Raw genomic sequence first — 12,423 nt, 5'->3', positions numbered from 1 at the left:
AAGCAAATTTATCTAAGTTTGAATGGATAATCAGAAATTCTAAATAAATTTACTAGTTTAGCATGTTATGTTTTTTGTATGATAGAGAAAGAAAAGAAGAATAAAGTACCTGTTTATTTTATTTTGAAAATTGTCGCTGTTATTCTGCTAATAGGCTTCTATTTGCTGTTTGAGGATAGCGTTAATGAGAATAAGTGGTTTATTCAAGTTATTAAAGGATTGAACACCTTTTTGATTCCCAGTATATTGCTTTCTGTTTCCCGTTTTATTGTGATCGCGTTATATAATGCGCAACGTGCTAATAAAGCGGTGAGGGGTAATTTTGTTTTAGGAATTAACCGTCTTACTGCAATTCTCAACGCTGTATTTGCGATAATAGCTATCATGATTGCTTTGGGAATAAATCCTGTTGAATTTGTCACAAGTTTGACCATTGTTGCGATGGCTATTGCGGTCTTATTTCGTGATTATATTACGAATCTGATAAGTGGTTTGTTCATTATGTTCTCGGAGCAGCTTTCTGTAGGCGATCGTATTAAAATGGGAGATCATAAGGGTAGAATAGTTGATATTACCTTTGCAAATATCATCATGCAGAATGAAGAGGATGATATTGTGATGATACCGAACAACCTTGTTTTTACCAATCCTACCGTCAATTTGTCTGCTCATCGGTCTAATTTATTTACGGTCAAATTCGAACTCCCATTATATGCTGCTACCGAAATAGATAAATTGGAAAATGAAGTACAGGCAGTGATATTGAATCATCCAAATTTAGCACAAGAGAGCGATATGATATTGAATGTCGAGGAAATTGGGAAGGATTTTGTGCGTTATAAAATTGAATTACATGCCGTAAGTAGTAGCAATCGCCTGCATAAACAATTGGAAAATGAGCTTTTGAGGCAGATCCTCATTTTTGAAAGAACTTTAATTAAATCTTTCTGACCTTAATTGTTTTTACAAAGTGTTGTGAACCTTTTTCTAAAATTAGGTCTGCTCGATATTTGGTTGGCAAAATATTGTCCTGAAGATTTGGACGATTGATTTCGTTCCATATTTGATTGGCCATTTGAACACTTTCCTCCTGAGATAAATTTGCATACTTGTGGAAATATGAGGTAGGATCCTGAAAAGCTGTCGCGCGTAGGGATTCGAACCGATTGATATACCAATTCACAATATCCTTTTCTGCAGCATCTACATAAATGGCATAATCAAAAAAGTCAGACACGAATACACCTGATCCTTGTGTACGTTGCGAATTGACTTGTAATACATTTATTCCTTCTACAATCAGAATATCAGGATTTTGTATCTTTTGCTTTTCGTACTCTAGTATATCGTATTCCATGTGGGAGTATACAGGCACAGCAACCGATTTTTTTCCTGATTTCATAGACGAGAGGAAATTTAATAGGCTTTTTGCATCATAGCTTTCCGGAAAACCTTTTCTATTCAATATGTTACGCTCAATAAGAACTTTGTTAGGGTATAGAAAACCGTCAGTAGTTACCAATTCAACTTTAGGTTTACTAGGTAATAGGGATAATACTTTTTTTAATACGCGGGCTGTTGTACTTTTGCCTACGGCTACAGAACCCGCTATACCAATGACGAAAGGTAATTTTTGTTGTGTTCGTTGAAAGAAACTATTGTTGTTGTCACGGAGTGTCGCATAGCTGTTAATATGTAGCTCCAAGAGGTGAGCTAAAGGGAAATATACTTCTTCAATTTCCTGCATATTCAGCGGCTCATTCAACGCATGTAATTGGTCAATATCCCGAGCAATGAGGGTATGATTAAAATGTCCATTCAGACTCTTCCACTCTTCTCTTTCGAAGGTTTGATAAGGGTTACTGAAAGTTTGCTCGCTGATAGGTGTCATGAAAATATGCGTTGATATTAAAATTTCGGCAAACTTAGATAAAATGCTTTGTATTCGCAAACACACCGCAGCGATCGTATAGACTTAACCGAGTATTTCATGAATACCATAGCAAGTAATATGAATGAATCACTACGCTCGGTGATTCATATTACTTGCTATGGTCTTGAGATTTATTTGTCGTCTAGAAGGCCTTCAATGATTAGGGATCCTGTTCCCGGATTTGTGGCTAGCGGGACATTGTACAGATCGCAGATTCGCATCAACATCTGGATATCAGGCTCGTGAGGATGTTTGCCCAACGGATCCCTGAAAAATATTATCCCGTTAATTTTTCCTTCAGCAGCTAATGCTGCTATTTGTGCATCGCCACCTTTAGGGCCACTTAATTTAAGTTCAACTGCAAGGCCAGTTTGTTGGATATAAGATCCCGTTGTACCCGTAGCAACGAGATTGGCTTTGCGTAAATATTCAATATGATCTTTTACAAACCCCACCATTTCGGCCTTTTTACCGTCGTGAGCAATCAGTGCAATTGTTTTCATTTATTTGATAAGTTTAAGCTATTATTATGTATACCTCAGGTTCATTCTTTGTGAAAAAGTTGATTAACCGAAGAATATATATCCTAAAAAAATTGCCGCTATTAATCCTACCAGATCAGCTATTAAACCACATGTCAGGGCATATTTGGTATTCTTAATACCTACTGAACCAAAATAGACAGCCAATACATAGAAAGTAGTTTCCGAAGATCCTTGTATAATGCTAGCGAGTCTTCCTTGAAAAGAGTCTACACCATAGGTGTCCATAACATCAATCATGAGCCCTCGGGCTCCACCACCGCTAAGTGTTTTCATGAATCCAACGGGTAAAGTGGGGACAAATCGCGTATCCAACCCGAAATAAGAAACGATTGAAGCGATCCCATCTACAATATAATCCATACATCCGGTTGTTCTAAAAGCAGAAATGGCCACGAGAATAGCTATTAGAAAAGGAATAATCATTACAGATGTTTTAAATCCTTCTTTAGCTCCCTCAATAAATGAATCGTATACATTTATTTTCTTCGTAGCAGCGTAAACAATAAATAGTACGATGATGGAAAATATGAGAAGACCTCCAATTAGGCCGGTTATTTTTTGAATATCTTCGGGCGGTAATCCATTAAGTCCAAAGTAGAGGAGGCACATTAATCCAATGAAGAACCCGAGAAAAATAAGTATAGGAAGCTGCAAAAGATTTATCTTTTGGTAAGCCGCTACTGCAATCATTCCGGATACGAAGGATATAAATGTACCGATGAGCGATGGGATGAATATATCTGCCGGATTTTCGGCACCGGCGGCCATACGTAAGGCAATAACAGAAGTCGGTATCAAGGTGATGCCCGCTGTATTCAATACCAAAAACATGATTTGTGCATTGGTAGCCGTATTTTTTTTTGGATTAATTTCATGCATTTCCTTCATCGCTTTCAGGCCTAAGGGTGTTGCTGCATTGTCTAAGCCTAGCATATTGGCCGAGAAGTTCATTATAATAGAGCCGTTTGCGGGATGGTTTTTGGGAATTCCGGGAAATAATTTACTGAAAAACGGACTTACTCCTTTTGCAAATAAGGTAATCATGCCGGCCTGTTCTCCAACCTTCATAATGCCCAGCCAAAAGGTCATGATACCAATGAGTCCTATCGATAGTTCGGCACCCGTTTTTGCACTATCAAAAATACCATTAACAACTGCTGAGAAAATTTCTGTATCACCAAAAAATAAGAGCTTTATAAATGCAACAACAAAAGATATAATAAAGAAGCCTACCCAAACGTAATTTAATGCCATATAGTTGTTTGTTTGCGTAAATGTAGTATTTAAGAAGGATTCTTCCAAAAGTGAATATACTCAAATTAAGGAAATGAGTTATGGATTATTCCAATGCGGTATTCAGTGTTTTTAATATAGCGCTTGCTTTCAGTTCACACTCATTGTATTCCTTTTCAGGATCTGCTTCTATGGTCAAAGCTCCTCCTGTGTGAAAGGAAAGATATTTGGAGCTTTTGTTATACAGAATAGTGCGAATAATAACATTAAAATCAAAATCGCCATTAGATGAAAAATAACCAACAGAACCAGCATATACACCTCTACGGCTTATTTCGTATTGGTCACACAAGCGCATGGCACTAATTTTAGGAGCTCCTGTCATCGATCCGGCAGGAAATGTGTCTTTAATTACTTGTATATCAGATTTTGAGTGATCGATTTTACAAGTAATCGTTGAAATCAATTGATGGACCTGCTTAAAGGTGTGTACCCGTGGTCTCTTTTCTGCCGCTACGGTACCGGGCAGTGCGCTGCGTGTTAGATCATTGCGTACAAGATCCACTATCATTACATTTTCAGCAATTTCTTTCGGATTGTTTTCTAGTATATGGATGATTTCCTGATCTTCTTGTGGCGTATTCCCTCGTGGTGCTGTACCTTTGATGGGCTGTGATATTAGTATATCGCCTCGCTTAGCTAAGAAACGCTCTGGTGATGCCGATAAAATGTATTTGTCATTCGCCTTGAAAAACGTAGAAAATGGAGTAGGAGAGATGGAGTTGAGTTTGGTGTAGACGGCTAATGGATCTAAATCGATATTTTCGGCATAAAATTCCTGGCATAAGTTTACTTCGTAAATATCCCCTCGTTTGATGTGATCCATCATCCGATGAAAAGCGTTGAAATAAGCTTCTTTTGAATATCGTCTTTTTATTTTCTTGTTAAAGTCAGCAATAGATTCAGTGGGTGAATAATGATTGATCGCTTCGTAAATCTGAGAAGGTGTTTCAGCCTCTATTTCAATAGATGTACCGATAAATTTAATAAGGATTTTTGGAATAAAGAAATAGGCATCTGCAAAGCCTACTGGATTGGGAAAGGAAGTCTTTAGTGATTCAATCTCATTCTTAAGATCATAACTGAAAAAACCAAACATCCAATTGCTGGAATGTTTGGCTTTAAAAATTGTTAATTTCTCAAAAGTAGTATGGCTATCACTTTCAAATATTTCGGATGCATCTACAGCGAGTATCGCATCTATTGACGCATAATCATCCTTGTAATCATTAGATTGAAGAAAACATACTTGTTCAAACTGTTGCGCCCATTGTAACGCCTTAGCCTGAAAAATGTTTCTGTTTACCTCATAAGTGGCTTTAGCCATAGTATATTTAGAGTTCTATAGTTTGAATGCGGTCAGGACCTACAGACAAATATTTGATAGGCACTTCTAGCGCTTTTTCTAAGTATGCGATGTAATTTGCTAATGCTGTTGGAATTTCATCTTTGCTACGAATACCTGTTAAATCTTGATTCCATCCTTCGATTTCTTCGAGAACTGGTTCCGCTGTATGCGTGATAATCTCATACGGCATATAATCAATTACCTCACCGTTATATTTGTAATGTGTACATGCGTAGATTTTATCAAATGTATCCAATACATCTGCTTTCATCATGATTAACTCCGTTACACCATTTAGCATGATCGCATATTTCAAAGCAGGGATGTCAATCCAACCCGTACGACGTGCACGACCGGTAGTTGCTCCAAATTCATGCCCTAATTGGCGTAGTCTTTCACCGGTTTCATCATCCAATTCGGTTGGAAAGGGGCCACCTCCAACACGTGTAGCGTAGGCTTTGAAGATTCCATATACCTCCCCAATTTTATTTGGAGCAATACCTAACCCTGTACAAGCTCCCGCAGTAGTGGTATTAGATGAGGTTACAAAAGGGTAGGAGCCAAAGTCAACATCTAACAGTGTGCCTTGCGCACCTTCTGCTAACACTTTTTTACCGTCTTTTAAATATTTATTCACCAAATGCTCCGAATCTACATGTGGAATCGTTTTAATGAATTCAATAGCCTTTAAGAAAGCTTCTTCTTTTTCAGAGAAATCAGGTATTTCACCGTAATGTGCAAGGATTGAAAGGTGTTTCTCTTTTAGTTTTTCATAACGTTCTTGGAAATCTGGAAGCGTGGTGTCACCTATACGTAGACCGTTACGACCTGTTTTATCCATATAGGTCGGACCAATGCCTTTTAACGTTGAACCGATTTTGCCTGCGCCCATTTTGGATTCGGATGCCGCATCTAATAATTGATGGGTAGGTAAGATCAAATGTGCTTTGCGTGCAAGTACCAAATTACCTTTACCGACCGGATCAAAACCAGCAGTTTTTAGATTGTCTAATTCTCTTTTTAGAATAATAGGATCAATGACGACACCATTACCGATTAAATTCAGGGTTCCCTCGTTGAAAATTCCCGATGGGATCGTGTTCAAAACAAATTTTTTGTTGTCAAACTCCAATGTGTGTCCGGCATTAGGACCGCCTTGAAAGCGAGCGATTAAATCGTATTTTGGACAAAAAACATCCACGATTTTTCCTTTACCCTCGTCGCCCCATTGTAGGCCCAATAGCACATCAACTTGCATAGCTTTTTTATATTGAGATTAATATTGAATGTATGTTTCCGTTTTATTAAAAAATAAAATGTTCAGAAATTGCATTTCCAATTTCTGAACAAATTTAGTATATTATATATTGGATTCGGAATTAATTTTAAATTACTTCTGCATGGATTTTTGGATTGGTCTGCACCTCCTTATTTCTACAATCTTCACATACACCATACAAGTTTAGCGAGTGATGTTTGATGTCAAACTTTAATAGTTCACCCATCATACTTTGGATTTGATGAATACGCGGATCACAGAATTCTACCACTTTATTGCATTCTATGCAGATAATATGGTCGTGTTGTTTGTAGCCATAAGACTTCTCAAATTGAGCCATATTTCGACCAAACTGATGTTTGGTGACAAGGTCACAAGATACTAAAAGTTCCAATGTGTTGTAAACAGTGGCTCGGCTTACACGATATTTTTTATTTTTCATGTGGATATACAAGGATTCCACATCAAAATGGTCTGTTCTTGAGTAAATCTCTTCCAAAATAGCATAACGCTCTGGAGTCTTTCTTAAATTTTTGTTTTCTAAGTAAGCTTCAAAAATTTTTTTGACTGTTCCGTAATTTTCAGCTTGATTCATAGTTTTTATTACTCCCGAACAAATTTACCAATTTCTAATCTATTTTTTGCATTAATATAAAATCTGATATTTAAATGATTAATTTTCAGATTCATAACGTGTTACACTCGTGATCCCTGTTACCTGCTTTAAATGTTTAATCAGATTGTCTAATTGCTCGGTGTTATTGACATGTACCATAATGTTTCCTTCAAAAATACCATCATTACTGGATATGGATAAAGATCGAATATTAACTTTAAATTCTTGTGAAATGACAGTAGTAAGTTGATTAACAAGTCCTACATCATCGATGCCAATGATCCGTATTCCCGTCAAAAATGCGGTGTCATGTTGGGAAGAGATCCATTTTGCTTTCAATATCCGATACCCATAGTTAGCCATTAATTTGGATGCATTAGGGCATGATGTACGGTGGATTTTTATGCCATCATTGACTGTTAAAAAACCAAAAATATCATCACCGGGGATGGGATTGCAACATGGGGCTAGTGTATAGTCTATTTTTTGGTAATCATCTCCAATTAAGATGGTGTCGACCTCTTTCTTGTTGATCTTTTCAACTAATCCAGAGATATGAGATGCAAACTGGTTATTTGTTACCTCAGGCAATTTCTCACTCGCTACATATTCTCTGAGGTTTTTGATATCAATTACTCCCTTCGCCACGTTATAGAATAATTCTTGGGAACTTGGGAATTTGAAGTAATTAGCAATTTTATTGATATTGTCTGTGTTATAAGTGATTTTTAACGACTTTAGTTTACGTTCTAATATCTCTTTACCCTCTTCCGCAACACGTCTTTTTTCCTCCTTCAGTGAGGATCTGATTTTGCCCTTTGCCTTTGCCGTGATAACGAAATTTAACCAGTCCTCTTTTGGTGTTTGTTTGCTGGAAGTGATAATTTCGACTTGGTCACCATTTTGTAAAGAGTGGCTCAATGGAACTAATTTGTGGTTCACTTTTGCCCCAATACAGGTTGCCCCAATATCGGAGTGTATTTCAAAAGCAAAGTCTAAGGCCGTTGCTCCATTTGGCAATTGAATCAGTGTGCCTTTCGGGGTAAAAATGAATATCTCATCAGAGAAGAGGTTCATTTTGAAATCATCGAGAAAATCCAGTGCATTTGGTTCAGGATTACCCAACACGTCTCTTACTTTTTGAATCCATTGATCCAACCCATTGTCTGAATTAGATTCTTTGTACTTCCAGTGTGCGGCAAAACCTTTTTCGGCGATTTCATTCATCCTCCGGGTGCGTATTTGTACTTCCACCCATTGTCCTCGAGGTCCCATTACTGTGGTATGCAGAGATTCGTACCCATTTCCTTTAGGAGAAGATACCCAATCACGTAAACGGTCAGGATTTGGGCGATAAAGATCTGTAACGATGGAATAAACCTTCCAGCATTCTGTTTTTTCCTTATCAACATCGGTATCTATGATAATACGGATAGCAAATAAATCGTATACTTCTTCAAAGGGTATCGATTTTTTTCGCATTTTGTTCCAGATAGAATGAATAGATTTTGGCCTGCCGAATACATCTGCAGTGATGCCTTGTTCTACCAATATTTCTTTTACCGGAGCAATAAAATCGGTAACAAATTTTTCTCTTTCGGCCTTTTTCTCATTTAATTTCTTCGCGATAAACTTATACGTATCCGGATCCGTATATTTCATGGAGAGGTCTTCTAGCTCCGATTTAATCGCATAAAGCCCCAATCGGTGGGCTAAAGGAGCATAGAGATAGCTTGTCTCTGAAGCAATCTTTAATTGTTTGTGACGAGCCATAAATTCCATCGTGCGCATATTGTGCAGACGATCGGCAAGCTTGATGAGGATCACGCGTACATCATCGGCAAGCGTCAAAAGCATTTTTCTGAAATTCTCCGCCTGAATGGAGCTGTTCGGGTCAAATACGCCCGCAATTTTTGTTAAGCCATCGATAATTCGAGCTACTTTTTTTCCAAATCGATCTTCTATGTCGCGAAGCGTCATACTGGTATCTTCAACCACGTCATGCAATAATGAACACACGATAGAAGTAGTTCCAAGACCGATTTCTTCTGCCGCAATCTGAGCTACGGCAATAGGGTGGTATATATAAGGTTCGCCAGACTTTCTGCGCATTTCTTTATGGCTCTCCAGCGCCAAGTCGAAAGCCTTTCTGATCTCTTGCTTGTCTCCTTTTTGTAAAGTAGGTTTGCACGCTCTTAATAAAGCTCTGTATCTTTTACGAATTTCTTTGTTTTCCGCCTCAATATCAATCACATATTCTTCCATAAAAACTGTTTTATTTTTTCGTAATACCAGTGAAATTTACTAATTTTATTTAATGGTTTGAAGATAAGCTTTTGAGACTTATTATTAAACATAATAAAATTAAGAAATTTTAGTTTCATTTAAAAGGGTTTTTGTTGTTTTGTTCATGAAAAAATGCTTATACGCACTGCTTGTAATCGGTTATTTGGTTTTTTGTTCAGATAGCTATGGGCAGGCTTTGACCATGCCTCATTATGGAGCAGGAACACCTGAAACAGTAGAATTCTACACGACCACAAAATTGGAATCAGGCGAAATTGTACCTTGGTTTCCGATTGAAGAAGTGGTAATCGTAGCCAACCGGATTTGGAAAAATGAAGAGCAGCGTCAAAACTATTTTAGACTGAAAAGAAATGTTTTACGGGTACTTCCATATGCGATATATGCACAAAAAAGATATGAGAAACTGGATAGGGATCTCGCCCTGGCTAATTCCAAAAAAGAAGAAAGAAGATTAATAAATGTATGCGAGAATGAAATAAAGCATAAAATAAATTCTGAAGTTAAAAATTTATCTATTTCCCAGGGTAAAATTTTAATTAAATTAATTGAAAGACAGACGGGTAATACCAGTTACGATCTGGTAAAAGATATGAAGGGAGGAGTGAAAGCTTTTGTTTATCAAGGAGTTGCTCGTGTGTTTGGTCATAATTTAAAAACCACTTTTGATCCAAAAGAAGATTTTGAAATAGAAAACATAATCCGTGAATATGAACGTGTAAGACCGATCAGCAATCCATATCATTAGCATACAGATGAAGACGATCTACGATTATAAGGTTCTTGAGTTCTCTGGTAATGAAAAATCTTTACTTGATTATACCGGTAAGGTGGTACTTATTGTGAATACGGCAAGCAGATGTTATTTTAGAAAACAATTTAAAACTTTAGAAAAGCTTTATCTTAAGTACAAGGATCAGGGATTTGAGATATTGGCATTTCCCTCTAATGACTTTCTGAATCAGGAACCGCGAACGGGACTCAACTTGGAAACATATTGCCGTCTAAATCAACAAATCTCTTTTCCTGTTTTTAAACGTATACATGTTAAAGGGGATTATGTTCACCCCTTATATAAATTCTTACAGACGAAAGAATTAAATGGAAATGTTAATGTGAAACCTTGTTGGAACTTTCATAAGTATCTAATTAATAAAAATGGAGAAGTCGTAGATTATTACTATTCTTTTACAAGTCCCTTGTCCAGTAACATACAAAATCATATAGAGCAATTGCTTTCCCAGTAAATTATCGGAATTCTGTACCTTTGTACAAATAATAATAACATGATATTAGACTTGATGGTGATGACAGTACATCCAGACGATGCTGAATTGGGTGCTGGAGGTACAATCGCTAAATATGTTGCAGAAGGAAAGAAAGTAGGTATTATAGACCTTACTCGCGGAGAATTGGGTACAAGAGGTACAGCCGCGACACGTGCGCAAGAGGCTAGTGCGGCAGCTGCAATTTTGGGTGTTGAGGTGCGGGAAAATTTGGGCTTTCGGGACGGTTTTTTCTTAAATGAAGAAACTTCTCAGTTATCTATTATTCGTATAATACGTAAATATCGTCCAGAAGTGATTATCACAAATGCTTTGGATGACCGTCATCCCGATCATGGTAGAGCCAGTAAATTGGTTAACGATGCTGTTTTTTTATCAGGTCTTCGTCGCATAGAAACCGAATTACAGGGGGTGACTCAAGATGCTTTCCGACCGAGATTACAGCTACAGCTTATTCAAGATAAATATATCCAGCCTCATGTCATCTTAGATATATCTGATTATTGGGATATCAAAGAACAATCAATTTTAGCTTATAAAACGCAGTTTAATGCCTCATCCGATGATGATGGTCCGCAGACATATATCTCTAATCCGGACTTTATGGAATATACAAGAGGGAGAGCTAGAGAATTAGGCCGAAATATACAAGCCAAATATGGAGAAGGGTTTACATCGAGAAAATTGTTAGGGGTAAAAGACTTGTTTGATCTTATCTAGTGATGATAATTAAATGAGAAGATAGCCACTATAAGATAAGGCTATCTTCTTCTAGAAATTCGTGTCAAAGTAACTTCTAATCGCGTGTTCATCTTTTCTAATCTGATTCTGAAGATCTTCTAAATTGTTAAATCGTTCATCATGACGTACAAAATGCAAGAATTTAACGCGTAGTGTTTTTGAATAGAGATCGCCTTTAAAATCCAAAAGATTCACTTCAATTTTACGGTTCATGCCATCTACCGTGGGTCTTGTACCTATATAACACATACCTTTTGCCAGGGTAATGGGTTCAGGATGTATATAATCACCTGAGCCTATTGACGGAACTTTAGGGTATATTTCTACTTCTACAGCGTAAATGCCATAAGCGGGAATAAGTTTATGACTTTCATGTACATGTAGATTAGCTGTTGGAAAACCAATCTGTCGGCCAATTTGATCGCCTCTGATAATCGTACCGGTCAATTCAAACGGATACCCCAAATATTTATTAGCGGTGTTAACATCACCTTTAATAAGTGCTTCACGGATACGGGTAGAAGATACAGCGACATCATCAATATCCTGTTCGGGAATTTGTTCTACACCGAAATCAAATATTTCGGAAAAATGGACTAAGTCTTTAATCGAGCCAACTCTATTTTTTCCAAAATGGTGGTCATAGCCGATGATGATTTTTTTTGTGCCTAATTTTCCAACCAATACATTTCGAATATATTCCTCTGGATTTTGATTGGAAAAATCTCGCGTAAAAGGAGTGATAATCAAATGATCTAATCCTGCAAGGGCGAGTCGATGCGTCTTTTCTTCGATATCGTTAATGAGCTTTAAAGCTTCATCATCGGGGTTAATGATTAATCTGGGATGTGGAAAAAAGGTTAAAAGAACGGATTCTCCATTGTTTTCTCTTGCGCAATCCACTAATTGTTTTAAAATCTTTTGGTGCCCAATATGAACGCCATCAAAGGTACCTATGGTTACGATCGCATTCTTTAGCGCATTGAATTCTTCAAGATTCCTATATATTTTCATCTATAAATTACTTTTAAAGGTGATGAAACTCGCCCGGGTCCCGAAGGGCGGACATGTGCTACTT

General features: G+C 37.2%; 12 protein-coding genes. 4 read left to right on the top strand and 8 right to left on the bottom strand.

Features of this window, described 5'->3' with window-relative positions:
• Positions 1-78: 78 nt before the first annotated feature.
• Positions 79-951: a mechanosensitive ion channel family protein gene (locus E4F24_RS09155; RefSeq protein ID WP_140938392.1), complete on the top strand. Its 873-nt coding sequence runs from the start codon at positions 79-81 to the stop codon at positions 949-951.
• On the opposite strand, the gene coaA is transcribed toward E4F24_RS09155, so the two are convergent.
• The 7 genes from coaA to E4F24_RS09120 all read right to left on the bottom strand — a co-directional run bounded on the left by coaA (position 938) and on the right by E4F24_RS09120 (position 9,279).
• Positions 938-1,891, bottom strand: a complete 954-nt coding sequence (gene coaA, locus E4F24_RS09150; RefSeq protein WP_140938391.1) for a type I pantothenate kinase — start codon at positions 1,889-1,891, stop codon at positions 938-940. The genes E4F24_RS09155 and coaA overlap by 14 nt on opposite strands.
• A 173-nt stretch (positions 1,892-2,064) precedes the next feature.
• Positions 2,065-2,436 (bottom strand): methylglyoxal synthase, encoded by a 372-nt coding sequence (locus E4F24_RS09145; RefSeq protein WP_140938390.1) that lies wholly within the window; start codon positions 2,434-2,436, stop codon positions 2,065-2,067.
• A gap of 63 nt (positions 2,437-2,499) precedes the next feature.
• A complete protein-coding gene (locus E4F24_RS09140) occupies positions 2,500-3,732 on the bottom strand; it encodes a nucleoside recognition domain-containing protein (RefSeq protein WP_140938389.1) in 1,233 nt (410 codons plus the stop codon).
• A gap of 85 nt (positions 3,733-3,817) precedes the next feature.
• Positions 3,818-5,098 carry an anthranilate synthase component I family protein gene (locus E4F24_RS09135; RefSeq protein ID WP_140938388.1) on the bottom strand — a complete coding sequence of 427 codons (1,281 nt, stop codon included), beginning with the start codon at positions 5,096-5,098 and terminating at the stop codon, positions 3,818-3,820.
• 7 nt (positions 5,099-5,105) lie between these two features.
• Positions 5,106-6,377, bottom strand: coding sequence for an adenylosuccinate synthase (locus E4F24_RS09130; RefSeq protein ID WP_140938387.1), 1,272 nt, complete (start codon positions 6,375-6,377; stop codon positions 5,106-5,108).
• A 127-nt stretch (positions 6,378-6,504) separates the two neighbouring features.
• Positions 6,505-6,993: a Fur family transcriptional regulator gene (locus E4F24_RS09125; protein WP_140938386.1), complete on the bottom strand. Its 489-nt coding sequence runs from the start codon at positions 6,991-6,993 to the stop codon at positions 6,505-6,507.
• A 78-nt stretch (positions 6,994-7,071) separates the two neighbouring features.
• A complete protein-coding gene (locus E4F24_RS09120; protein ID WP_140938385.1) occupies positions 7,072-9,279 on the bottom strand; it encodes a RelA/SpoT family protein in 2,208 nt (735 codons plus the stop codon).
• Positions 9,280-9,424: 145 nt separating this feature from the next.
• Between E4F24_RS09120 and E4F24_RS09115 the strand changes: the two genes are divergently transcribed.
• From E4F24_RS09115 to bshB1, 3 genes are read left to right on the top strand one after another with little or no spacing between them, the layout of a single operon-like run.
• Positions 9,425-10,066 carry a DUF4294 domain-containing protein gene (locus E4F24_RS09115; protein ID WP_140938384.1) on the top strand — a complete coding sequence of 214 codons (642 nt, stop codon included), beginning with the start codon at positions 9,425-9,427 and terminating at the stop codon, positions 10,064-10,066.
• 7 nt (positions 10,067-10,073) lie between these two features.
• Positions 10,074-10,565 (top strand): glutathione peroxidase, encoded by a 492-nt coding sequence (locus tag E4F24_RS09110; protein ID WP_140938383.1) that lies wholly within the window; start codon positions 10,074-10,076, stop codon positions 10,563-10,565.
• A gap of 39 nt (positions 10,566-10,604) precedes the next feature.
• A complete protein-coding gene (bshB1, locus tag E4F24_RS09105) occupies positions 10,605-11,324 on the top strand; it encodes a bacillithiol biosynthesis deacetylase BshB1 (RefSeq protein ID WP_140938382.1) in 720 nt (239 codons plus the stop codon).
• Between the two features lie 51 nt (positions 11,325-11,375).
• Here the strand turns inward: bshB1 and E4F24_RS09100 are convergent, their stop codons facing one another.
• A complete protein-coding gene (locus tag E4F24_RS09100; protein ID WP_140938381.1) occupies positions 11,376-12,359 on the bottom strand; it encodes a bifunctional riboflavin kinase/FAD synthetase in 984 nt (327 codons plus the stop codon).
• Positions 12,360-12,423: the final 64 nt, after the last annotated feature.

Source organism: Sphingobacterium lumbrici (assembly GCF_006476045.1).
Taxonomy (GTDB): domain Bacteria; phylum Bacteroidota; class Bacteroidia; order Sphingobacteriales; family Sphingobacteriaceae; genus Sphingobacterium; species Sphingobacterium lumbrici.
Note: the sequence above shows the minus strand (reverse complement) of the source record. Positions and strands in the feature narration are given on the sequence as shown.